At 58.6% G+C, this 23,979-nt stretch carries 21 protein-coding genes; 16 read left to right on the top strand and 5 right to left on the bottom strand.

What is annotated here, in order from left to right; genetic code table 11:
• Positions 1 to 32: 32 nt before the first annotated feature.
• Positions 33 to 1,529, bottom strand: a complete 1,497-nt coding sequence (locus tag ACLBW8_RS22695) for a PAS domain S-box protein (RefSeq protein ID WP_447806358.1) — start codon at positions 1,527 to 1,529, stop codon at positions 33 to 35.
• A 196-nt stretch (positions 1,530 to 1,725) separates the two neighbouring features.
• Here ACLBW8_RS22695 and ACLBW8_RS22690 point away from each other — a divergent pair, with 196 nt between their 5' ends.
• Together ACLBW8_RS22690 and ACLBW8_RS22685 are read left to right on the top strand one after the other, a co-directional pair.
• On the top strand, positions 1,726 to 2,694 hold the full coding sequence (locus ACLBW8_RS22690; protein WP_447806357.1) for a hypothetical protein: 969 nt from the start codon (positions 1,726 to 1,728) through the stop codon (positions 2,692 to 2,694).
• A 78-nt stretch (positions 2,695 to 2,772) separates the two neighbouring features.
• A complete protein-coding gene (locus tag ACLBW8_RS22685) occupies positions 2,773 to 3,393 on the top strand; it encodes a transglycosylase SLT domain-containing protein (protein WP_064451789.1) in 621 nt (206 codons plus the stop codon).
• Between the two features lie 56 nt (positions 3,394 to 3,449).
• Here the strand turns inward: ACLBW8_RS22685 and ACLBW8_RS22680 are convergent, their stop codons facing one another.
• The 3 genes from ACLBW8_RS22680 to ACLBW8_RS22670 all read right to left on the bottom strand — a co-directional run bounded on the left by ACLBW8_RS22680 (position 3,450) and on the right by ACLBW8_RS22670 (position 6,374).
• Positions 3,450 to 4,625: a hypothetical protein gene (locus tag ACLBW8_RS22680; protein ID WP_447806356.1), complete on the bottom strand. Its 1,176-nt coding sequence runs from the start codon at positions 4,623 to 4,625 to the stop codon at positions 3,450 to 3,452.
• A 14-nt stretch (positions 4,626 to 4,639) separates the two neighbouring features.
• The gene (locus ACLBW8_RS22675) at positions 4,640 to 5,527 is read right to left on the bottom strand and encodes a nitrilase family protein (protein WP_447806355.1); all 888 of its coding nucleotides are present in this window, start codon (positions 5,525 to 5,527) and stop codon (positions 4,640 to 4,642) included.
• Between the two features lie 499 nt (positions 5,528 to 6,026).
• Positions 6,027 to 6,374 (bottom strand): hypothetical protein, encoded by a 348-nt coding sequence (locus ACLBW8_RS22670; RefSeq protein ID WP_447806354.1) that lies wholly within the window; start codon positions 6,372 to 6,374, stop codon positions 6,027 to 6,029.
• A 119-nt stretch (positions 6,375 to 6,493) separates the two neighbouring features.
• Between ACLBW8_RS22670 and ACLBW8_RS22665 the strand changes: the two genes are divergently transcribed.
• Together ACLBW8_RS22665 and ACLBW8_RS22660 are read left to right on the top strand one after the other, a co-directional pair.
• Entirely contained in the window at positions 6,494 to 6,838 is a 345-nt protein-coding gene (locus ACLBW8_RS22665) for an FKBP-type peptidyl-prolyl cis-trans isomerase (RefSeq protein WP_262667523.1), read from the top strand.
• Positions 6,839 to 6,850: 12 nt separating this feature from the next.
• Positions 6,851 to 7,450, top strand: a complete 600-nt coding sequence (locus ACLBW8_RS22660; protein ID WP_262667524.1) for a GNAT family N-acetyltransferase — start codon at positions 6,851 to 6,853, stop codon at positions 7,448 to 7,450.
• 34 nt (positions 7,451 to 7,484) lie between these two features.
• Here the strand turns inward: ACLBW8_RS22660 and ACLBW8_RS22655 are convergent, their stop codons facing one another.
• Complete coding sequence (locus tag ACLBW8_RS22655; RefSeq protein ID WP_064454906.1) at positions 7,485 to 8,942, bottom strand: aminotransferase-like domain-containing protein; 1,458 nt, start codon at positions 8,940 to 8,942, stop codon at positions 7,485 to 7,487.
• Positions 8,943 to 9,232: 290 nt separating this feature from the next.
• Here ACLBW8_RS22655 and ACLBW8_RS22650 point away from each other — a divergent pair, with 290 nt between their 5' ends.
• From ACLBW8_RS22650 to ACLBW8_RS22595, 12 genes are all read left to right on the top strand, one after another.
• Positions 9,233 to 10,240 carry an SGNH/GDSL hydrolase family protein gene (locus ACLBW8_RS22650; RefSeq protein ID WP_447806353.1) on the top strand — a complete coding sequence of 336 codons (1,008 nt, stop codon included), beginning with the start codon at positions 9,233 to 9,235 and terminating at the stop codon, positions 10,238 to 10,240.
• A 121-nt stretch (positions 10,241 to 10,361) separates the two neighbouring features.
• The gene (locus ACLBW8_RS22645) at positions 10,362 to 12,563 is read left to right on the top strand and encodes an iron-containing redox enzyme family protein (RefSeq protein WP_447806352.1); all 2,202 of its coding nucleotides are present in this window, start codon (positions 10,362 to 10,364) and stop codon (positions 12,561 to 12,563) included.
• 17 nt (positions 12,564 to 12,580) lie between these two features.
• Positions 12,581 to 13,624: an inosamine-phosphate amidinotransferase 1 gene (locus ACLBW8_RS22640; protein ID WP_447806351.1), complete on the top strand. Its 1,044-nt coding sequence runs from the start codon at positions 12,581 to 12,583 to the stop codon at positions 13,622 to 13,624.
• Between the two features lie 13 nt (positions 13,625 to 13,637).
• Positions 13,638 to 14,261 carry a LysE family translocator gene (locus ACLBW8_RS22635; protein ID WP_064451796.1) on the top strand — a complete coding sequence of 208 codons (624 nt, stop codon included), beginning with the start codon at positions 13,638 to 13,640 and terminating at the stop codon, positions 14,259 to 14,261.
• Positions 14,262 to 14,350: 89 nt separating this feature from the next.
• Positions 14,351 to 16,192 carry a carbamoyltransferase family protein gene (locus ACLBW8_RS22630; RefSeq protein ID WP_064451797.1) on the top strand — a complete coding sequence of 614 codons (1,842 nt, stop codon included), beginning with the start codon at positions 14,351 to 14,353 and terminating at the stop codon, positions 16,190 to 16,192.
• 31 nt (positions 16,193 to 16,223) lie between these two features.
• Positions 16,224 to 16,367 carry a hypothetical protein gene (locus tag ACLBW8_RS22625; RefSeq protein WP_167353688.1) on the top strand — a complete coding sequence of 48 codons (144 nt, stop codon included), beginning with the start codon at positions 16,224 to 16,226 and terminating at the stop codon, positions 16,365 to 16,367.
• Positions 16,368 to 16,393: 26 nt separating this feature from the next.
• Positions 16,394 to 17,713 (top strand): aspartate aminotransferase family protein, encoded by a 1,320-nt coding sequence (locus ACLBW8_RS22620; RefSeq protein ID WP_447806350.1) that lies wholly within the window; start codon positions 16,394 to 16,396, stop codon positions 17,711 to 17,713.
• A 56-nt stretch (positions 17,714 to 17,769) separates the two neighbouring features.
• On the top strand, positions 17,770 to 18,372 hold the full coding sequence (locus ACLBW8_RS22615; RefSeq protein WP_447806349.1) for a formyltransferase family protein: 603 nt from the start codon (positions 17,770 to 17,772) through the stop codon (positions 18,370 to 18,372).
• Between the two features lie 78 nt (positions 18,373 to 18,450).
• Complete coding sequence (locus ACLBW8_RS22610) at positions 18,451 to 19,080, top strand: LysE family translocator (protein ID WP_447806348.1); 630 nt, start codon at positions 18,451 to 18,453, stop codon at positions 19,078 to 19,080.
• A 435-nt stretch (positions 19,081 to 19,515) separates the two neighbouring features.
• Positions 19,516 to 22,221: a magnesium-translocating P-type ATPase gene (gene mgtA, locus ACLBW8_RS22605; RefSeq protein ID WP_262667527.1), complete on the top strand. Its 2,706-nt coding sequence runs from the start codon at positions 19,516 to 19,518 to the stop codon at positions 22,219 to 22,221.
• Positions 22,222 to 22,327: 106 nt separating this feature from the next.
• On the top strand, positions 22,328 to 23,044 hold the full coding sequence (locus ACLBW8_RS22600; RefSeq protein ID WP_053255480.1) for an MgtC/SapB family protein: 717 nt from the start codon (positions 22,328 to 22,330) through the stop codon (positions 23,042 to 23,044).
• Positions 23,045 to 23,347: 303 nt separating this feature from the next.
• The gene (locus ACLBW8_RS22595) at positions 23,348 to 23,974 is read left to right on the top strand and encodes a response regulator transcription factor (RefSeq protein ID WP_064451802.1); all 627 of its coding nucleotides are present in this window, start codon (positions 23,348 to 23,350) and stop codon (positions 23,972 to 23,974) included.
• Positions 23,975 to 23,979: the final 5 nt, after the last annotated feature.

Raw genomic sequence — 23,979 nt, 5'->3', positions numbered from 1 at the left:
ATTTGCACTGGTCGCACTAGTGCATTTGCACTCTATTTCTTGCTTTTTACCCGCAATTCACCGGCGAACAGCCCGCGCTCACGGGCCCAAACGATTGCCGCACTGCGGCTGTGCACACCGAGCTTGGAGTACACCGTGGCCACATGGTTACGTACGGTGTTGGGGGCCAGTTTCAGGCGCGATGCAATTTCCTTGTCGGCCAGTCCTTCGCAGATCAAGCCCAGCACATCACGCTCACGGGCCGTCAGATCGGTAAAGTTCACGCTCGGCAAATTGGGGCTGTTAACGCTCTTGGCGTTGGCCAGTTTCTCGATCAGGGTCTGGCTGAACCAGGAGGCGTCTTGCATCACTTCCTCGATGGCCGCCACCAGCTCCAGCTCCGAGCGTTTGCGTTCAGTGATATTCATCATCACCAACAGGTAGCAGGGCACGTCCTGGATGAGCACGGTGTCGGCGGAGACCACACAGTCGATCACCTCGTTGCCTTTCTTGCGCACCTTGAGGTCCTGGCCGTCGAGGTTGCCGGCTTTTTCCAGGGTGGCGAACAGCTGCGCGCCTGCCTGGGTGCTGTCGATAAAGTGGATTTCTTCGACGGTCTTGCCGATCAGTTCTTCACTGATGTAGCCCGTGATGTTCATGAACGCTTCGTTGATATCCACCACCTGCCGGTTGGCGGCGCTGCACACCAGCGTCGGCACTGGTGTCAGGCGGAAGGATTTGGCGAAGCGTTCTTCGCTCTGGCGCAGGGCGGTTTCCGCCTTGCGTCGCGGCTCCAGGTCGGTGAAGGAAAACAACATGCAGTCTTCCTCGTTCATGTCCAACGGCTGGCCGGCGACGATCACCAGCTTGCTACCGCCCTCGGGCAGGCGCAGTTCGGCCTGCATCTGCGGGATGGTCGCGCCTTCGCCCAGGCGCTGCACGGCCAGGTCCTTGCGCTCGGCGTGTTCCAGCACATCCAGTTCATACACAGAGCGGCCGATGACCTGGTCACGGTTGTAACCGGTCATCTCGAGGAAACCCTGGTTGACCTTGATGTAGCGCAGGTCACTCAGGCGGCAGATCACGGCGGGCGCCGGGTTGGCGTTGAAGGTTTTCTCAAAGCGTTGCTCGGCGCTGGCCCACTCGGTGGCGTCGCTGAGGATCAGCACCAACAGCTCCGGCTCGCCGTGAGCGTCGTTCAGTACCAGGCTGCGCAAGCGATGGACCCAGCGGCGGTCTTCGTCGGCGGCGGGGGTGACTTCCACTATCACGTCGCTGAATTCTTCACCGGCCGCCACGCGGCTGAGCGGGTAGTTGTCCAGCTGCAACGGATGGTTGTTGCGGTAGCGCAAGGCGAAGCGCTCGGCATATTGCTCGGTATTGGCGCCGAGCTGCTCGATCTCGCTCACCCCATGCATGTTCAACGCGGCTTCGTTGGCCCACAGGATGGTCTGGTCGACCTCGGCCAGGATCACACCGTCGGATAACCCGGAGATAATCTGCTGCAAATGGCGGCGGTTGGTTTCTTTCGCGAGGACATCCTGGCTCATGGTTTCTCCCGGTAGATAGCTCTTGGGGGTACGACAACCGGGGTTGAGGATAGTGCAGAGAAAGTGTGGGTGGGTAAGTGCGAATGTACCAGTCGACCTAGTGCATTTTGGCCACGACTGAACGTATGTCCTTTCGCCACACTCACACCCATCAAGGCACTTTGCCTTGCTCTCATAACTTGTGAAGGACCTGTGTATGACCACTGTCTATGAAACCAATCGTTCGCTGTTTCGTGTGTCCTGGAGCTCGGTATTGGCCGGTAGCGCAATTGCACTGGTGACCTATTTGGTGCTCAGTGTGCTGGGCACGGCTATCGGGGCGAGTGCCGTCAACCCAATGCAAGCAGGTAACCCATTGAGTGGCTTTGGTACGGGCGCCGGGATCTGGCTGTTCGTGTCGACACTGATCGCCATCGGCGCCGGTGCCTTTGTGGCTGGCCGCACTGCGCCGGACCGTGGTGGCTTGCACGGCGTGTTGACCTGGACCGTCACCACCTTGCTCACCACCTGGCTGTTGGCGGGTTTGGCTGCCAGTGTGGTCGGGACGGCTGGCAACGTCGTGGGCAAAGGCCTGTCGGCTGCCGGCAGCGGCATTGCGGCAGCAGCACCGGGCATTGGTAACACTGTTAAGCAGCAGTTGAACGAGCAGGGCATCCAGCTGGATTGGAACAGCCTGCAAGGCCAACTGGACACACTGCTCAAGCAAAGCGGAAAACCTGAATTGGACCCGGCCAACGTTGAGCAGAAGGCTGACCAGGCTGCCGCTGACGGCAAGCAATCGGCCACCGCTGCCGCCACCGATCCAGCCCAGGCCGGCGATGCATTGAAGCAGTGGTTTGAACGCGTTAAAGCGTCGGGTGAACCCGCGCTGAACGCTGCGGATAAAGATGCACTGGTCAACATCGTCGCGGCCCGTACCGGCAAGAGCAAAGAGGACGCGACCCAGATCGTCGACAACTATGCCCAGGCCTATCAGCAAGCCATGCAAAAGGTTGACGAACTGAAGCAGCAGGCCGAGCAGAAAGCCCGTGAAGCCGGTGAAGTGGCGGCCAAACAGCTCTCCCGTGCAGCCTGGAGCACCTTGGCCATGTTGCTGTTGGGCGCAGCCTTGAGCTTCTTCGTCGGGCGTACGGCGCTGACCACTCGCCGAGTGCCTTTGGCTTAAAAGTGTTTGCGGCAAGGACGCCGCTTTGCTGAACGCGTAAAATGCCGGCTTTTTACGCGGATCACGCAAAGGTGCACTTTGAGCGCAGGCAAAACTGTCGGGTTGTTATTACTCACCTCAATGCTGGCGGCGTGCGGTACGTCGCCGCCACGCACACCCAACGACATCTGCGGCATCTTTCGCGAAAAAGATGACTGGTACGATGCAGCCAAGGTCACGCAAAAACGCTGGGGCGTGCCGATCCAGGTGCCGCTGGCGATCATGTATCAGGAGTCCGGCTTCCGTCAGGACGCCCTGGCCCCGCGCAAATACCTGCTGTGGATCATCCCCTGGGGCCGCGTCTCCACTGCCGCCGGCTATGCCCAGGCCAAGGATGAAGTGTGGAGCGACTACCGCAAGAGCACCGGCCGCAGCGGCGCCAGCCGGCGGGACTTCGACGACGCCATCGACTTTATCGGCTGGTACATGGACAAGACCTACACCATCAACGGCGTTTACAAATACGACGCCTACGGCCAATACCTGAACTACCACGAAGGCTGGGGCGGCTACCGCCAGCGTACCTATGCGGCCAAAGCCTGGCTGCCGCCCGTGGCCAGCAAGGTGCAGGCGCGTTCGCAGATGTATGCGGCGCAATATGCGGGCTGCAAGAATGATTTGGGGCGTGGGTTTTGGAGCCGGTTTTGGCATTGGTTGTGAGGGACAAGAACGTTGACTGTTCCCACGCTGCGCGAAGAGCGCCGCGTGGGAAAACCTCACATTTGGACTAACCAGCCCACCGACGGCACGATCAACAGCGTACTCAACGCCATTGAGATCACGTTCGCAATATACGGATGAAAGTCTGCTGGCAATCGTCCTGCAATGGCTGATGCCAATGGCGGTGCGATCAGAGCACCAAGTAGCGCACTTGAGCCAATCACCATCCAGCTACTGCCATAGGTCAATACGGCTGCGGGCACTACTGAAACCAATGGAATGTAAGTTGGATACCAGCCTCGTCTGATCCACTGGTGTCGCCAGAACACTACGCCCAGTGCCGATGTCAGTGCTTGCGCCCCTAGCAGTGGCAAGACCAATCCTGACCCATAAACTGGGCTGATGGGGTTCAAAGCATATGCCAGCAATACGCCTGCCAGCAGACCAAGACTGGCCAGCTCATTTCCGAAAGACGGTGCTTCGGAAAAGTCGGCCAAAACTCGACGCAGGCTCCAGACGACACCATAAGTGGGTGGTTTGCCCTGCAGGGGTCTGGCGGGGGGCTTGTAGTCTGAGCGCATCAATGATGGCGCATGACGACACAGTAAAAAAGCTAAGACACTACCCACGGCCATGCCCAGCACATTGCCGATTACCGGAGGTAAATCCAGCGGTACGCATACGAAGTTCACGATTATCAAGCACATCGGCGTAACCAGTAATGCCCCCAATACTGCGCCAATGAGCGCAACCTTCCAGCCGCCGCCAAACATCAGCACCATTGCCGCCGGCAACGAAACGAAGGCCGCGAATGTGGTCGGTTGCCACGTTTGAGCGGTAACGCTCCAGCCCCACAGTAAATTGCTAAGCAGTAGCCCTAAGAGCGAACTGGTCACCAGCCAAGGCCACAATCCAGTTCCGTATGAAATGGAAAAGCCCTGCCAGGTTTTACCGCGCTTGCTAGCCCACCACGCCAAATAGGCGCCGCTCAGCAAACCGAGTGAGGCGAGTTCATGCTTGTAGAAGGCGAATTCACTGATATCCCCGAGTATCCATCGCAGCCATGCGACTGGATGGGGCAGACTTGCGACCATTTCGCTATAGCTTGGCCAAGAGCCGTGATGATTGACTGTTACCCATAGCACCAGCAATGCACTGATTAAACCCAAAATAATGACGATGATTTCTGCCCGTGAATGGCCGCGTTTTGTATCGGTAGAGAGCGTTTCCATCTTCTGCCCTCCCATCAACGCGGTAGAGCAGGATGTTGGGCGTACCCGAGCATTTGATCGTAGAGATCATTGCGTCGATCACGTTGTAGGTCATTGAGGCTGTTCCAGATCGGTGCGCTCCGGGCGCTGGTGATATCAATGTCAGCAAATAAAATTTCCTGACGGTTGGCCGAAGCTACAGCGCCGATCGGCCAGCCGTTGGTGCCTGCAATCAACGAGCATCCCAGGTAGCGAGCATCCCGCTCCTCACCAATGCGGCTTGCGGCTGCGATAAACACGTTATTCACATGTGCGGCAGTCATCGTCAGGTAGGACGCCATGCATTTGCCTGCCTCATCGAATAGCGGTGGTGGCGTCCACACCCAATTATTTAGGCTGCAAATAATATCCGCGCCTTGTTGGCTGAGAATACGTGGTACTTCCGGGAACCAGATGTCCCAGCAGATCAGTAAGCCGATGCGGCCGATCGGCGTTTCGAACACGGGAAAGCCCGTATTACCGGGAGTGAACCAAAGCTTTTCCAGATTCCATAAATGAGCTTTGCGATACTTGCCTATAAAACCGTTGGGGCCTAGCAATACGGCAGTATTGAACAGCTGCATTCCGTCGATTTCGCTTAGACCGGCAACCAGATACACCTGATGCCTGACGGCAAATTCAGTCCACGCGCGCACGCTGGCGCCGTCTGGAACCAGCTCGGCGTGATCAAAGGCGTCTTGGCGGCTGCTGAAAAAATAGCCGCAATTGGTGAGTTCAGGTAGCACGATCAGATTGGCACCGCCGTTTGCAGCTTCGGTTGCCATTCCAAGACTCTGACGCAGGTTATCCGCTCGGTTGGTCATTCCGACTTGGGGATCAAGTTGGATAACCGCGATACGTGCCGGGCTCGTTGGTTCGCTCATGGAGGTGACCTCTTACTTTTATGCAACCGGGGTGGCTTAATGTTTATAAGAGGCGATAGAGTGTGTAAGTGATAGTCAGATGATTCTCGTTGCGTTGTGGTCTGATTCCTTTATGTCTGAGTTTGAACTTCGTATTCAGGATAATCCTGCAGGGTGAAGCCGCCATTGAAGTTTGCATGGGTTTTTTTACAGATGTTTATCACGGTCATTTTTTAGTTTTGTTACTGCGCTACTGGTCAGCAGTCCTTACTGGCTTTTAATTAAATGTTCGTACAGGGATTCCCAGGGCTCGTCCGGCTTTATGAAGAGCAGGGACTCAGCCAGAGAACCAAGTCCAATATAATTTGGTTTCTTAAAAGTAAGCCTTTTTATTTAAATCGAATATTTCTGTCGAGTTCAGATAAGGTGGCTCTATGGGCGTACCCTCCGCGTTTACGCGTCCGTGGATCAATTGCAAGTAACTACTGAACCCAAATATTGCCGTGCGTAAAGGGTAAAGCTAACACACGTCATAGAATGCTCCCCAACTGCCGTCACCAATTCCAATGGAGTAGAAAACAGCAGATTCCTGGGAAGTCATACCCATCCCGCCAACATTACCAGGATCACTTTGGCACCAGGCCGCTATGGTTGGCATCTTCACCAAATCACGAAATGAAATACCTTCGTATTTTTTTACTATGGACATCCACATGCGTTCCCAGCCCTCAGAACCATAATGCTCAGAGACTGTTAGAGTCATTCGCTCTGCAAACATTTTCCATTTTGCAAAAACGGTGCCTAGCGTTTTACCGGGTGGTGCTGTTTTTCCATTGGGGGGTTTCCCAGATAAGCAGGGTGGGCTCATGGCTACCATCTATGCTCCCTTGTCGTAGGTATATTCCTGTTGATCAGACTGTTCCTACACTTGCCAAACCCACCCGTTTCTGGGAAAACCCCAGCCTTTACACCTTCAATGAGCTCCCCATGAGTCACGACGAACTCCAGATCACTGATATCCGCGTGGGCGACGGCAAAGCCGTGGTCAAAGGTGCGCTGATTACCACCCAATACACCGGCACTTTGGAGGACGGCACAGTGTTCGATTCGTCCTGGGAACGCGGCAAGCCGTTCCAGTGTGTGATCGGCACCGGGCGCGTGATAAAGGGTTGGGACCAAGGCTTGATGGGCATGCAGGTCGGCGGTGTGCGCACGTTGTGTGTGCCCGCGCACCTGGCCTATGGCGAACGCTCGATGGGCGCGCATATCAAGCCCAACAGCAATTTGCGCTTTGAGATTGAGTTATTGGAAGTGCTGACGCGGGACGACTGAACGGAGTTGAACATGGACGTTGATTCACCGCCGTTGCCGGATTGCTCCGTCGAGGGTATTCGAGTGGTTGAACTGCAGGTCAGCGATGCGGCTGAACTGCAGCGGTTTTTTGAGCAGGCGCCGGATTATTTCATCGCCGTCAACGGCGAGCCCGCTTTGCCGACTGAAGCGCACGAAGAGTTGCAGGGTCATTTGCCCGCAGGCTGGCGCTGCAGCCGGATGTACTGGTTGGGTTACCGCGATGCTGATGATCAATTGGTCGCGGCAGTGAACATTGCCGCCGACCTGTTGGCTGCCGGTGTGTGGCATATCGGGCTGCTGCTGGTGCATACGCGCTTGCATGGCACCGGGCTTGCGCGGCAGTTGCATGCGGATCTTGAGGCGTGGGCTATGGGCAAAGGTGCCCAGTGGTTGCGGTTGACCGTTGTCATCGGCAATCACAAGGCCGAGCGCTTTTGGCCCAGGCTTGGGTATGTGCAGGTACGACGTCGTGAAGGGATTACGATGGGGCGACAGGTCAATAGCGTGTCGATTCAAATCAAGGCGCTGACAGGCGGGCAGGTGGATGAGTACCTGCAGCGAGTCGGTCGGGATCGACCAGGCTCGCCGTAACAGCGCCAGTGCAACCAGCCCGTTGGGTACCACCTCAAACGGTTGGGCCATCCTGGCGGGCCTGGCCGCCGTGCGTTTCCAGTTGCTTCAGTTGGCTGATGGTTTGCCCGACCTTGAGTACCGCCATCTCGACTTTGCGCGTCGGTGCATTGGCGAAGTTCAGGCGGATGCAGTTTCGGTATTTTCCCGCTGCCGAGAACATATTGCCGTTCGCCACTTGTATGTCCTGGGCTTCGAGCAGCTGGTTGAGGGTATAGATGTCGAACTCTTCGGGCAGTTCGACCCAGAGCGTAAAGCCCCCCTGGGGTTGGCTGACGCGGGTGCCCGCCGGGAAATAGCGGTTGACCCACTCGCTCATCAGGTCGCCATTGCGCTTGTATTGTTTGCGCATTCGACGCAGGTGCAGGAGGTAATTGCCCTTGGCGATGAATTCGGCAACCGCCAGCTGCGGCTGGGTGGCCGTCGCGCCGGAGCCAATGTATTTCATGTGCAGCACCTGTGGCAGATAGCGCCCTGGTGCGATCCAGCCAACCCGCAAGCCAGGTGCCACTGTCTTGGAAAATGAACTGCACAGCAGCACCCGATTGTCCTCGTCAAAGGACTTGAGTGAGCGCGGCCGCGGATAGCGGTGCGACAGGTCACCGTAGATATCGTCTTCTATGATCGGGACGTCGAAGCGCTGGGCCATGCGTATCAGTTTGAGTTTGCGCTCGTCAGGCATGATGTAGCCCAACGGGTTATTACAGTTGGCGGTCAACTGGATAACCTTGATCGGCCATTGCTCCATGGCCATTTCCAGGGCTTCCAGGTTGATACCCGTTACAGGGTCCGTGGGGATCTCCAGGGCCTTGAGGTCGGCCGCCTTGAGGATCTGCATCATCCCGTGATAGCTCGGCGAGGCAATGGCGACAATGTCGCCGGGCGAGCAAATCGCGCGTATGGCGGTGGAGAGGGCTTCCTGGCAACCGCTGGTGACGACGATATCGGCAGGGTTCAGGCGGCAGCCCGAATCAATCGACAGCCTGGCGATCTGCTCGCGCAAGGCCAATACACCCTGAATACGGTTGTACTGCAGGCTGGCGTTATCACTGCGCCGGCTGATGCGTGCCATTGCCGTCAGCAGTGGCTTGAGCGTGGGCGCGGTGATGTCCGGCATGCCACATCCCAATTGAACAATATCGGCGTTCTCATCGAAGCGCATCAGCTCCTGGACCATATCCCATTGGGAAATGTCCACCGGGCGCAGGATCGGCCGGCCCATTTGTGGCAATGGCGCGATGCGTCGGTTGGCCGGCACGAAGTAGCCCGACTTGGGGCGTGGTATCGCAAGCCCCGAACATTCCAATACACGGTAGGCCTGTTGCACGGTCGTCAGGCTGACGCCGTGCTCATGGCTGAGCGTGCGCACAGAGGGCAGGCGCTCGCCGGGGCCATAAAGGCCCTGCTCGATGCGGCTGCTGATAAATTCGGCGAGGTTCAGATAAAGAGTCATGGTCTGACTGTAGCTGCTCATCTGTTACTTAAGAAGGTACAGAGGTGCCTTTTTTTGAAGAATTTTCTTACAAAAAAGCCAATCTGTATTTAAAAGATTAGATGTTTCTGTATCTGCAATACACATCGTCGTCTTGGGATGATGAGCCCCGTAACGGTGCACAGGGCCTTGGACAGGGTAGTCGCAAAATGGCAAGGCAACACCTGGCACGGTCAAATTTCAAGACATGCCCGGCATGACAAATACAGATACCTGAATCTGCCCAGCGAATAGCGAGAGGACCACGCGCAATGACGGCAAGGATGACGCTCACACCGCAAATGGCCGAATATGAACAGAAGTTCACCGATGGTGGCGAGGTTCGTTGGTTACCTTATTTGATGTACTTTCACCCGACTGACCATCGCTCCTTCGTGGTCAATACCGATTCGGCAGGTTTTCGCTACTCGGAGTCGTTGACCACGCGCTACTCGGTGGCCGACGGCGGCCAAAGCAGTGGCCCGGTACGGTTGTTGGCGGGCAGCTCGACCGTATTCGGTATTGGCGCCAGTGCTGACAGCCAGACACTGGCGTCGCGCCTCACTCAAAACGACCCCCGTGGCCAGCACTGGCTCAATTTTGGCGGTCGCAGTTTCAACTCCACTCAAGAATTGATGCTGTTCACCCTTAATAAGCACCGTTTGCCGAAGGTGGACGAGATCGTGCTGTTTTCCGGTTTCAATAACCTCGGCCTGGCTCGGCAGCCCGAAAATTATCGCGGCGAGTATGGAGCGTTCTTCAATTGCCATCAGTTTTTCGACGCATTGGCCCCAGCGGAGCCGGCGTCCACTTCGTGGAGCCTGTCGAATCTGTTCGGCAAGGCCCAGGAGCCTGAGCGCCCGGCGCCGCAGTCGATGCAGGAACAGATTGACTACGCCGCCAACCTGACCTTGCAGCACCTGGATATCTGGCGTGCCCTGGCCGCTGATATGGGCGCGAAGTTGACGTTCATCCTGCAACCCCTGGCCGGTTGGGTACGGGAAACCGGTAGCCCTGAGGAACGGCAATTGTTCGCCGAACTGGACCAGGCAGGAAACTTTACCGACGTGTACGGCGACATCCTGCAAACCTCAGTGCGTGAAGCCTACGCCCAGCGGCTCCGGGCCGGGGCACAGAGCATGGGGGTCGGCTTTGTCGATATCACGCCTTTGCTGGCAGAGGCCCTGGGCCCGGACGACTGGCAGTTTGTTGACCGTATTCACTTCACCGACTTCGGCAATGACCTGGTTTCGAAACTTATTCTTGATGTCACTCGGTAAAAGGACTTGCTCATGAAATCCATCAAAAAGTTTTTTCAGCGCCTGTTTGGAAAGAAGAAGAAAAAACCCGACTCCTCTATTTATCCAATGTTCTGACGTTTGATTGGACAAGGTATTGGCTATGGATGGCTCGGTTTCAACACGCATGATGGAAGAGGGCAGGTGGCGCGAGTTGTATCGCCTGGCGCTCAACCCTGAATGTTTTCTGGAGGCTGCGTACCTCAACCGTATGTTGGGCAGCGGTGAGCCAACGCCGCTGTCGCTGCTGTCGCCTCGGATCGACCAGTGGCAAGTGTCTCAGGCAACGGCATACGCCAGCGCTGCGGCAGCAGCCGCTGAACGCAACAACACCCACGCCTTTGCCCAGGCGCTGGCCATTTACTCGGCGCCGATGGCCTCGGTGCTCGGCTGCTGGCTTCAGGGCATGAGTGCGCCTGGGGTTTTCGAAGACCCGGCACAGCTACGAATCATGCAATTGTTTGCCCATGACGTGGGCGTCGGTTACCCGAATGCGTCACGGGCCCATCATTTCAAAGCGCTGCTGGGCCAGTTGCAACTGACGGCTTATGCCCTGGCGCCTGAGCAACTGTCGACGTTGCCGGACCTCAGTGACGACGCGTTTGAATTGCCCGCATTACTGTTGGCGCTGAGCCGTCGCAGTGATGAATTTGGTGATGAACTGTGCGGTATCGACTGGGTGTTGCGGGCAGTGGGGTTATGCCCCGGTTGGGCCGCAATGGGGCAACTCGACGGTGTGGCGCTGGAGGTGCGGCGCCTGGACCTGAGTGAGTCATTCCCTGGCATGGAGCCGGCATCGCTGCGCCAGATCAGCCAGTGGGTTGCGCGCCAGGTTGCCTTGCAAAGTGAGGAACGGCAGGCGCGGTTGATGCGTGGGGCCAGCTGGGTGTTTGGCGCGTTACAGCGCTGGAATGCTCGACTGTACAACGCGTCGTTGGCGGCCACTTGCCCGCAGCAGGCGATGATGCAGTTGGTGCAGCGCCTGGCCAGGGTCGGCGCGGTGTATCACCAGAACTACCTGATCGAAGGCCGTAGCCTGGCGCTCTGGCTTGGGGAGGCACAGACCGACCCTGCGCCCTTGCTGGATGTGCTTTCCCGCAGCCGCTTGATCGTTCCCGGCAACGCGAAAAAAAGCCTGTTGGTGACCAGCCTGGTGGCGCCGACGGGCCGCATGTTCCGCATCTTCAGTGAGGCGGATTTGAGCGTGATTCGCCAATGGATCGACGCCTTGCCCCAGCTCGCCGGCAGTCAGCAGCTGCCTCGACAACCGATCGATAACGTGGCCATTGAAGCCCGCCAAACCGTGGGCGCCGAGGTCAGTGTTGGCCATTGGCCCCAGAGTTTGCGCGAAGCGTATTTTGTCTTGCAGGGGCGGGCGCTGGAGGCCTCCACGCTGCAATTCGCTCACGCCTATGTGTCCCGTTGGCTGGCGCGTTCGCAACGGTCGCTGAAAACCTCCGGGCGCCAACTGCCCGAGCAGTGGGGCACCCAGGTGCTGCGCGCCTGGTTGCTCGATAAGCATGACCAGCACGGCCAGCAGTTCGATAACAGCGACCCGGCGCAAATGCCGAGCCGTGAAGAAATCATTGATTCAACCCTGCAACTGGCGCCCTTGACGCTGATCGACGGTGCCTGGCTGCAAGGTTTTACCGATGTCGGGTTGGCGTCTTCCCATGTCGGCTACAGCTTGTTTCAGACGTATTGGGATGAGCTGGGCAACGGCGTCGCTGCGCTCAATCATCCGAAGATCTACCGCGATGGCTTGCGCGAGATGGATTTCGAGCTCGCGCCAACCGGCAGCCGTGAATTTGCCGAAGACCCGCGCCTGGACGAGGCGTCCTTCCGCTTGCCGGTGTATTGGCTGTGCCTGGGGAAACTGCCGGTGACCTTTATGCCGGAAATTCTCGGCATGAACCTGGCGATGGAGTTATCCGGCGTGGGCGGTACTTATCGCTCTGCGCGACGTTTTCTGCGGCACTACGGTTTCAGCACCGCGTTCGTTGATCTGCATAACACCATCGACAACGTTTCCACCGGGCACTCAGCCTGGGCTGCCGATGCGATTGACGCTTACATGCGCCCGTTGGCAACGGCAGAAGCCGTCGCCGAGCAATGGCAGCGCGTACGCGTGGGCTATGAATCACTGGCGCCGATGCCGAGCAAGTGGGACTCGATATTGAGTCGGCTGGGCCTGTCATCGGTGGGGCGCGTTTTACCGCGTACGGAGCGGGCAACGGCTTCAAATGACTATCTCCATCACCTGCCGATCACTCGGGAAGTGTTGACGCACGTGACCGATCAGTAACGCCACGAGGAGCAACTATGTCTTTGGTAGAAGTGCATAACGAATGGGACCCCCTCGAGGAAATGATCGTGGGTATTGCCCATGGCGCGCGCGTGCCTCGGCCGGACAAAGGCCTGTTCGCCCTTGATTACAGCGAACATCACGACGCCATGCATGAGATTCCGTCGGGCCCCTATCCCGAGCAGGTCGTTGCAGAGGCCGAAGAAGACCTCGACGCGTTCGCGGCGTTTCTGGTGGGGCATGGCGTTACCGTACGCCGCCCCAAGAAGTCCTACCACGCCGAGGTCTTCGGGACGTCCGACTGGAAGACCGACGGTGAATACAATTACTGCCCTCGGGATGTCCTGCTGCCGGTCGGCAAGACCATCATTGAAGCGCCGATGGCCTTGCGCAGCCGCTACTTCGAACCTTTCGCCTACCGTGAACACCTGCAAGCGTATTTCGCCAGCGGCGCCAACTGGATCTCGGCCCCCAAGCCGCAACTGGGTGACAACACCTACCGGGTCAACCCGCGTGAAGGCTCGATCATTGCCAATGAGGAACCTATCTTCGATGCGGCCAACGTGCTGCGTATGGGGCGCGACATTCTTTACCTGGAGTCGCGCAGTGGCAATCGGCTGGGCTACGAATGGCTCAAGCGAGTGCTCGGTGATCAATACCGGGTGCACGCCCTCAGTGGGTTCTACGACGGTACGCACCTGGACACCACGATCACGCTGGTACGCCCCGGGTTGGTGGTGTTGAACCCTGAGCGTATCGCCAAGGACCAAGTGCCGGAAGTGTTCAAGCACTGGGACATTATCTGGGCGCCCGACATGGTAGACACCGGTTATTGCTGGTCCTACCCACGCGCATCCATTTGGCAGGGCATGAACTTCATCATGGTCAACCCGTCGTTGGCGGTGATCAACGACCAGCAAGTCCCGTTGATTCGTGCGCTGGAACGCCATGGCATCGATGTGGCGCCGTTGAAGATGCGGCATGCCCGCAGTTTGAGCGGTGGGTTCCATTGTGTGTCCGTTGATATCCGTCGGCGCGGCACGCTGGAAGACTACCGTTGATAAGGGGGCAGTGATGCAGATTCTGGATTACTACGCGGTTGCATTGTTCGTGATCGCCACCTGCGTCACGCCGGGGCCGAACAACGTGATGTTGATGTCCTCGGGCGCCAACTTCGGAATGGGCCGAACCCTGCGCCACGTGGCCGGGATCAACATCGGCTTTCCGTTGATGGTGGTGGCGGTCGGCCTGGGCGCCGGCGCGATTTTTCGGCAGTACCCAAGCCTGCATGATGGGTTGCAAGTGATCGGGGCGGTGTACCTGCTGTTTCTGGCGTATCAGATCGCCCGCTCGCCCACCGCCGACCTGGCTGACAAGTCCGGCAAGCCTTTGGGGTTCACTGGCGCGGCGTTGTTTCAGTGGGTCAATCCGAAAGCCTGGGTCATGGCGGTGGGCGCGGTGTTGGCTTACACGTCGCCCCTGGGCGGCTACACCCTGCAGGTTTTTTTGATTGCACTGTTGTTCTTTTTGTTCGGCACACCGTGCTCGATGGTGTGGGTTTTTTTTGGGCAGTACCTGCGGCGCTTCTTGACGCGGCCGCGGCATTTGAAGGTCTTCAATATCGCCATGAGCCTGGTGCTGGTGGTGTCGTTGATACCGGTCATAAAAAGTCTGCCATTCGCTCAAGGATGGTTTTGAAACGCCTAGAAAGTTGCTGTGCCGCTCACCGCTCGGTGGGCACAAGCAACTCCATGGATTGGCATGATGTGATGAGGATGCACACTTAAATGGCTATGTATGTTTTAGGGATATCTGCCTTCTATCACGACAGTGCTGCCGCCTTGGTCAAGGACGGTGTGCCCGTTGCTGCAGCTCAGGAAGAGCGCTTCACCCGTGTGCGTCACGATCCGGCATTCCCGGCCCAGGCGATTGCGTACTGCCTGGACGCCGAGGGGATTACCCTGGATGACCTGGAGGCTGTGGTCTATTACGAAGACCCTCAGGAGAAATTCTCCCGGGTGATGTCCTCCTTCGCCAGTGGCGGCATCGGCGGTGCCCGCACGTTTATCAATGCGATGCCGGAATGGATTCGTTGGAAGTGGAACGTGCTCAAGTTCGTCGATGAGCAGCTCGAGGCGCTGGGGCGGGGCAAGGCGCCGCGCACCCAGGCGTCCCGGCACCACCGTTCTCACGCGGCCGCTGCGTTTTATCCCTCACCGTTCGAGAACGCCGCAGTGCTGTGCATCGACGGCATTGGCGAATGGCATTCGACGACCATCTGGCAAGGCCAGGGCTCCAGCCTTGAGCTGAAAAACTCGATTTCCTACCCGCATTCCCTGGGCCTGCTGTATTCGGCGATGACCTATTACTGTGGTTTCAAGGTCGATTCGGGGGAGTACAAATTGATGGGGTTGGCGCCGTATGGTCAACCCATCTATGCCGACAAGATTCGCGATGAACTGATCAATATCCGCCCCGACGGTTCGTTCACCTTGAACATGAAGTACTTCGAGTACCTGCGTGGTGAACGCATGGTCGGGGAGGCCTTCGAAGCGCTTTTCGAAGGGCCGATCCGCCAACCCGAAAGCCCGATATCGCAGCGTGAATGCGACCTCGCGGCGTCGATTCAAAAAGTCACCGAAGAGGTAGTCCTGGGGCTGGCGACGGCCGCCGTCAAGCAGACCGGCCAGCGCAATCTGTGCCTGGCCGGCGGGGTCGCATTGAACTGCGTGGCCAATGGCGTGCTCAGTCGCTCCGGGCGTTTTGACTCGATCTGGATCCAACCGGCAGCCGGGGATGCCGGTTGCGCCTTGGGTGCCGCGATGGATCATGCGGTCAAGCGCTGCGGCCGCCCGCACCTGGCCAGCAGCAAGTCAGACGCCATGAGCGGCAGCCTGTTGGGGCCGGGCTTCGGCGATGAAGAAATCGCCGCATTCCTGCTGGAAAACCAATACCCCTTCATTCGCTATGACGACAGCGGCCTGTATGACCAGGTCGCCAGCCGACTGGCCGATGGCGCTGTGGTGGGCTGGTTCCAGGGCCGTATGGAGTTTGGCCCCCGGGCCCTGGGCGCGCGCTCGATTCTCGGCGATGCGCGCAACCCGCAGATGCAACGCACGATGAACCTGAAGATCAAGTATCGCGAGTCGTTCCGCCCGTTTGCGCCGGCAGTACTGGCCGAGGACGCCGGGAATTATTTCGATATCTGTGAAAAAAGCCCCTACATGTTGATGGTCGCGCCCGTGTCGGACGCCATCAAAACCCCGCAATCGCTGCAAGAGGGTGGCCCGGAGCGTGGCTTGGGCAGCATCAACAATATTCGTTCGCAATTGCCGGCAGTGACCCATGTCGACCTCTCGGCGCGGGTGCAAACCGTGACCGAGGAAAACAACGCGCCGTTCACCTACCTGCTGCGCAGTTTCAAGCAGCGCACCGGGTGTTCGGTACTGGTCAATACCTCGTTCAACGTGCGTGGCGAGCCCATCGTGTGCAAGCCGGAGGAAGCGTATGCCTGCTTTATGCGCACGGAAATGGACGTTCTGGTACTCGGCCGTTACGTACTGGAGCGGCCGGGCCAGCCTGCCTTTGTTGAAAGCGTCGACTGGCGCAACGAAATCCCGCTGGACTGATCGTGACCCCTAACTTTCCGGAGCTTTTTCCATGCTGAGATTTCTCGCGTTTATCGTGTTCATGGTTGTACTCCTGCCCGTCGGGTTGACGCGCTCGGTGCTGCATTCCTCACGGTTTGGCCGTCGCTTCCACCAGGCGCCGTCCGCGTGGGATCACGCCGTCAATCAACCGTAACGCCATCGGCCTAAGGATCTGTGTCCATGTCAAAGGTGATTTACAAAAACCTCAATACCTCACCGATTCTTGCGGTGGGTGGCGCCGGGTGCTGGCTGGAGGATGCGGTGGGTAAACGCTACCTCGACACCTGTGGGGGTGTCGCGGTGTCGAGCCTGGGCCATGGCCACCCGCGCATCGTTGCGGCGTTCGAGCGGGAGGCGAAAAAACTCGCCTGGGCCCATGCCGGCAGTTTCACCACGGCGGCAGCGGAGGAACTGGCTGAACACCTGGTGGCAGGCAGCGGCGGCCTGGCGCGGGCGCAGTTTTTGTCGGGAGGCTCGGAGGTGATGGAGTTGGCGATGAAAATCGCCTACCAGTACCAGTGCGAGCGCGGGCTGCCGGATAAGTCGGTGTTTATTTCCCGGCGCCAGAGCTATCACGGCAGCACCCTGGGCACCCTGAGCATTTCCGGTAACCCGCAGCGTCAGTCGGTGTTTGGCCAGTTGTTCCCGGCGGCCGAGTTCGTGTCGCCGTGTTACGCCTACCGTGATCAGCGGCACGACGAAACGGAAGAGCAGTACGCGACCCGCCTGGCCGAAGAACTGGACCAGAAAATCCGCGCCTTGGGCAGCGAAAATGTCGCGGCGTTTTTCGCCGAAACCGTGGTGGGTTCGACCAGCGGCGCTGTTCCCCCGGTGCCGGGTTACTTTCGCAAAATCAAGGCGGTCTGCGAGCGTCACGATGTGCTGTTGATTCTCGATGAGGTGATGGCCGGGATGGGGCGCACCGGCCAGCTGTTCGCTTATGCCGACGACGGCATCGTGCCGGACATGGTCGCCGTGGGCAAAGGCCTGGCGGCCGGTTACATGCCGATTTCAGCGCTGCTCATCAGTGAACAGGTGCATTCGGTGATGGCGCGGGGCTCAGGCGTATTGGGCAACGGCCAAACCCATGTCAACCATCCACTGGCCTGTGCCATCGCCCTGGAGGTGCAGCAGATCATCGTTGAAGACGAACTGTTGGCCCGGGTGCGCCAGCGCGGCGAGCAGCTGCGCAGCTGGCTCAAGGAAAGCCTGAGTGACCTGGATACCGTTGGCGATGTGCGTGGGCGAGGACTGTTTGTCGGGGTTGAATTTGTGCAAGACCGCGCCACCAAGGCGCCGTTCAAGGGCGGTGGTGCGTATGCGGCAGCGCTCAAGCAAGAGGCCTTGGCACGCGGCCTGCTGATCTACCCGGGCAGTGGCACCGTGCAGGGCATACAAGGCAATCATGTGCTGTTTGCACCGCCATTTATCACCCGTGAAGACGAGCTGGCGCAAATGGTTGAACGGTTCAGTGCGGTGGTGCGGGCCGTGGCTCATTAGCCGTCAGGCGATGTATCGCGCGTTCACCCAAATTACGTAGAAATGGAGCAGTGAAGATGCAGACAATCGAGCCGTGCAAGGACAAAGTCCTGCTGTCGGTGTGCACCATGGACTGGTGCGATCATGGGGTGGAATTCGCCAAGACCGTGTTCTCCAACCTTGAGGTGTTTTGTTGGGACCCGGGTGATCCTTACCCTTATCACCTGGATAATTGGGAAGGCGACTGGATCATTTCCTACCGTGGCGATTTCATCTTCCCAGAGAGCATTTATAAAAATGCGCGCAAGGGTGCGATCAATCTGCACCCGGCGCCGCCCAAGTATCGCGGGCTGGGCAGTCAGCATTACGCAATTTACTACAACGATGAAACCTACGGCTCGACGTGCCACCACCTTGCGCCGTCGGTCGACAGTGGCCAGATCATCAATGTTGCGCGCTTCAATGTAGCGCCCGCCGAGACGGCGTCGTCCCTGCGCCTGCATGTCGGGGCCTATTGCTTGCAGCAGTTTATTCATCTGCTGACCGACTACATCCTGGTGGGGCGACCGTTGCCGGTCTCGCCGGAGAACTGGGGGGAGCGGTTGTACAAACAATCGGAACTCAAACCCTGGATGGAGCAGATTCGTGTCCAAGAGCCGGATCATCGTTGTTTCAAGTAGTTTTTGGGCAAGTCACTTCAAGCCGCTTGTGGCTTGAAGTGTTCACTGCGCGTTGGCGCGACGGGTAAGAGAGCATCTATGTTCGAGTTTTCGAGTTTCGTGGCGGCACTGGGCGTCTACGTGATCGGCACCGCCAGCCCTGGGCCTGGCAATCTGGCGATCGCCAATACCTCCCTCAATTACGGGCGTACGCCAGGCCTGGCCTTGGCGGCCGGGGTTATTTCCGGGTCGCTGTGCTGGGGTGCGATGACCGCTGCCGGTGTCTCGGCATTGTTGATGTCCAACACCCAGATCCTGCTGTGGCTGAAGATACTGGGTGCGTGCTACTTGTTCTTCCTCGCCTGGAAGTCCATCCGTGGCGCACTGGCCCACAACGCCACCATGGTGGCACGGGTGCGGGAAAAACAGACCCGAAACCTGGGGTTCTATTTGCAGGGGCTGGGCATTCACTTGACCAACCCCAAGGCGGCCTTGACCTGGTTCACCGTGACTACCGTCGGGCTTAGCGCCAATGCGCCGGCCTGGACCAGTTTTGTGCTGGTGGCGGGCTGTGCGCTGTTGGGGTTTCTGATTTTTTGTACCTACGCCCTGGTATTTTCCGCCCATTCGGCGGAACCGTTTTTCACGCGGACGCGTAAATCATTCGGCCTGATTTGCGGCGCCTTCTATTCATTCGTTGCCATAGGCTTTCTCAGTTCACTGTTGTGACGCCGAATGCTTTCCTGAACCCACCCTGAAGAATCCACCTATTCCCTGTTGGTAAACTTTCCTACGGTTTACTCCCCCGGAGTCGGGGCGTAAACTCCGCGCGTTTTCATCAATAGCGGAGACCCTAAGTGGGTACTTGTTCGAGTGACAGTAGTCGGCCGGTTTCGGTAACCGGCACATACTTGGCAAGGTAACGCGCATTCTTCTGATGCCGTTGTCTCGCCAACAAAGCGAGAAGCGGCATCGCGGCAGCGGCCAGTCCTGGCACCTGCCCCAACCCCTCTCATCGACGCTGACCAGCACCTGATCGCAATCAGGAGGCTACGGACGCGCCTGCCTTTTATGGCCGGCGGGCCAAGCTGACTGTGCCTTTAAAAAGGGCGCAGTGCAGTCGGTCGTACCTGCACGAAGGTTTCCTCGCGCAGGAGTTACACCATGAACCTCACACTGCTGAAAGAGTTCTTCGCCGGTTTCCTGCGGACCCGGCACATTGCCCGGCATTTCCGCCGCCTGGCGATGCTCGAGACCGTGACCGACGCCAACGTCAGCCGCGAAGTACCGCCGACCCTGGCGCAAACCCTGGTGGTGGCGGCCAACAGCAGTGCTGTGCAATTGCTGGGCAAATTGGGCAGCCATGTCGAGGGATTGAGCACCCAGGATTCCGACGCCTTGCGCGTGCAGTACGGCCTCAACGAGGTCGAGCATGAGCAGCCGCTGCCGTGGCGGGTGCACCTGTGGCAGTGCTACAAGAACCCGTTCAACCTGCTGCTGACCTTGCTCGCGCTGATCTCCTTGCTGACGGACGACATCAAGGCGGCCACGGTGATTTTCTCCATGGTGGTGCTGTCGACCCTGTTGCGCTTCTGGCAGGAGGCCAAGTCGAACAAGGCTGCCGACGCCTTGAAAGCCATGGTGAGCAATACCGCGACGGTGTTGCGCCGCGATAAGGCCAAGCGCATTGAGCTGCCGATCAAACAATTGGTGCCGGGTGACCTGATCGTGCTGTCGGCCGGCGACATGATCCCCGCCGACTGCCGCGTGCTCAGTGCCAAGGACCTGTTTGTCAGCCAGGCGGCGATGACCGGCGAATCGATGCCGGTGGAGAAGTTCGTCCACCAGCACGACAGCCAGGCGCGTAACCCGCTGGACCTGGAAAACATCCTGTTCATGGGCACCAATGTGGTGTCCGGTGCGGCGACGGCGATTGTTCTGGCCACCGGCAACAGCACCTATTTCGGCGCGCTGGCGCAACGCGTGACCGCCACTGACCGTGCGACCACCTCGTTCCAGCATGGCGTCAATAAAGTCAGCTGGTTGCTGATCCGCTTCATGTTTGTGATGGCGCCGCTGGTGCTGTTCATCAACGGTTTCACCAAGGGTGACTGGACCGAAGCATTGCTGTTCGCGCTGTCGATTGCCGTGGGCCTGACCCCTGAAATGCTGCCGATGATTGTGACCTCCACGCTGGCCAAGGGCGCTGTGTTCCTGTCGCGCAAGAAGGTCATCGTCAAGCGCCTGGACGCAATCCAGAACTTCGGCGCCATGGACGTGCTGTGCACCGACAAGACCGGCACCCTGACCCAGGACAAGATTTTCCTGGCGCGCCATGTGGACGTGTGGGGCGAAGAGTCTGATGACGTGCTGGAAATGGCCTACCTCAACAGCTACTACCAGACCGGCCTGAAAAACTTGCTGGATGTGGCGGTGCTCGAACACGTTGAAGTGCATCGCGACTTGCAAGTCGGCACGGCGTTCCAGAAGGTCGATGAGATTCCGTTCGACTTCAACCGGCGTCGCATGTCGGTGGTGGTGGCCGAGCAGGGCCAGCCACACCTGCTGATCTGCAAAGGCGCGGTGGAAGAGATTCTGTCGGTGTGCAACACCGTGCGCCATGGTGAGACCAACGAAGCGCTGACCGATGAGTTGCTGGCGCGCATTCGCCAGGTGACGGCGGCCTTCAACGAAGAAGGCCTGCGCGTCGTGGCGGTGGCTGCGCAGCCCATGGCGGCGGGGCGCGACACCTACAGCCTGGCGGATGAAAAAGACCTGACGCTGATCGGCTATGTCGCCTTTCTCGACCCACCCAAGGAGAGCACCGCGCCGGCACTCAAGGCCCTGAAAGCCCACGGCGTGGCGGTCAAGGTGCTGACCGGTGACAACGAACTGGTGACGGCCAAAATCTGCCGCGAAGTGGGCCTGGAACAACAGGGCTTGCTGATGGGCAACGATATTGAAGACATGACCGACGCCGAGCTGGCCAAGGCCGTGGAAACCACCAATGTGTTCGCCAAGCTGACACCCAGCCACAAGGAGCGCATCGTGCGCCTGCTCAAGGCCAACGGGCATGTGGTGGGGTTTATGGGCGACGGTATCAACGACGCGCCGGCATTGCGCACGGCGGATATCGGTATTTCGGTGGACAGCGCCGTGGACATTGCCAAGGAAGCGGCTGACATCATCCTGTTGGAAAAGAGCCTGATGATCCTGGAGGAGGGCGTGCTCGAAGGCCGCCGCACCTTCGCCAACATGCTCAAGTACATCAAGATGACCGCCAGTTCCAATTTCGGCAATGTCTTCTCGGTGCTGGTGGCCAGTGCGTTTATCCCGTTCCTGCCGATGTTGCCGATGCACCTGCTGGTGCAAAACCTGCTGTATGACATTTCGCAGATCGCGATTCCGTTCGATAACGTCGACGACGAAATGCTCGCCAAGCCGCAGCGCTGGCAGCCGGGTGAAGTCGGGCGGTTCATGCTGTTTTTCGGTCCGATCAGTTCGATCTTTGACATCACCACGTTTGCACTCATGTGGTATGTGTTTGATGCCAACACGCCCGATCACCAGACCCTGTTCCAGTCCGGCTGGTTCGTGGTGGGGCTGCTGACCCAGACGCTGATCGTGCACATGATCCGCACCCCGAAAATCCCGTTCCTGCAAAGCCGGGCGGCGATGCCGTTGATGGTGATGACCGGTGTGATCATGGCTGTGGGGATTTTCCTGCCGATGGGGCCGCTGGCGCACTACTTCAAATTGCAGGCGCTGCCGTCGTTGTACTTTGTGTTCCTGCCGCTGATTTTGCTGGCGTACATGGCGCTGACCCAGGCGGTGAAGGGCTTCTATATCCGTAAGTTTGGCTGGCAATAACCGGCTTTATTCCGTAATACCGTTGGCCCATGTGGGAGCAGGCAAGCCAGCGCCCACATGGGCCAACGGTGCAATCAGCTTGCTGCTGCATTCAAGGAGATTTTTTATGCAAGCCATCAACAACATCAACCTCACCACCCTGGTCGACACGTTGGTCAGCCTCACCGCGGCGTTTATCCTCGGTGGCTTGATCGGCTTCGAGCGCCAGTACCGCCAGCGCACGGCGGGCTTGCGCACCAACGTGCTGGTGGCAGTGGGCGCGGCGATTTTCGTCGACATGGCCAACCGCCTGGGCGGCGCGGAAGGCGCCGTGCGGGTCGTCGCGTATGTGGTCTCGGGCATCGGCTTTCTGGGGGCCGGCGTGATCATGCGTGAGGAAGGTAATGTACGCGGGCTCAACACCGCTGCCACGCTCTGGGCCTCGGCGGCGGTGGGAGCTTGTGCAGGGGCCGACCTGATTCTCGAAGCGCTGCTCGGCACGCTGTTTGTGCTGGCGGCCAATACCTTGCTGCGGCCGATCGTCAATAACATCAACCGTCAGCCATTGGACGTGGTGTCGGCAGAGGTCACCAACATCCTGTATGTCATCGCACGGCGCAGCCAGCAACAGGCGGTGATGGTATTGCTGGAAGCCGAGTTGGCGCGCTGCAACTACCCGGCCAGCGACGTCGACGTACGCCCATTCGGCAGCGAAGAAGTGGAAATCGAGGCCACCCTTGCCGCCACGTCAGTCGATGGTGACGAACTGGATGCACTGGTGGCGCGTATCTCCACATCGACCCTGGTGGTGCAGGCCTTCTGGAGCCCGAGTACCACCGACTAGCCTGCGCCTGCAAAGCATGACCAGGCGTTGGCTTGGGAATGCTTTCGCGAGGAAAAGTCCTACATTTGGTTGGGACTATCCCTTCGATTGAAACGTCATTTCGTTGCTAAGGTTGCGCCCTTGCAACTAGCCAGCGGCAGCCGTTTGGCTGTACGTGTTCGGCCTGTTTTCAATCGAAAGGGACCAGGCATAGCCTGGCTATCGTCCTGAGTGGGGGCAGCACCGCTGGTCGGCACTGTCATTTCTCACAGGTACCTGTGTCCCGTGTGGTGTGTAAGTCTACTTACCTCTCAGGGGAGTGTTATGAGCAAAGCGTTAATAGTTGACGATCACCCGTTTATCCGCAAAACCGTCCGCCATCTGCTGACGCTGGAAGGCTTCACTGACATTGATGAAGCGGGTAATGGTGCCGATGCCGTGCAGAAGGCCAGAGAGGGGCGCCCAGCCTTGATCATTCTCGACTTGGCAATCCCGAAGCTGGGTGGGCTGGAGGTGATCGGCCGAGTCAAGGCGCTGGGCTTGCCGTGCAAGATTCTGGTACTGACGTCGTACCTTCCGGAGTTCTTTTCCTCGCGTTGCATGCGTGCAGGCGCGATGGGGTTTGTCGCCAAGACAGGGGAACTGGACGAGCTGCAAAAAGCGATCAAGGCCGTGATGTCCAACTACAGCTGCTTTCCCAGTTTGCCAAGCAGTTCGGTACGCCGTGATGATTTGCAGTCTACGGAGTTGGAGCTGGTGCAGTTGCTGTCGGATCGCGAGCTGGCGGTGTTGCAGATGCTGGCGCTGGGGCTGGGCAATAACGAAATCGCCAATCAAATGCTGCTGAGCCACAAGACCATCAGTACCTATAAGACGAGGCTCAAGGAGAAGCTGCGCATGTCGTCCGTGGTACACATGGCCAAGTTTGCCCAGCGTAATCATCTGATCTGATTTGA

Source organism: Pseudomonas sp. M5A4_2d, from assembly GCF_053345295.1.
This window is presented reverse-complemented; position numbering and strand designations above follow the sequence as displayed.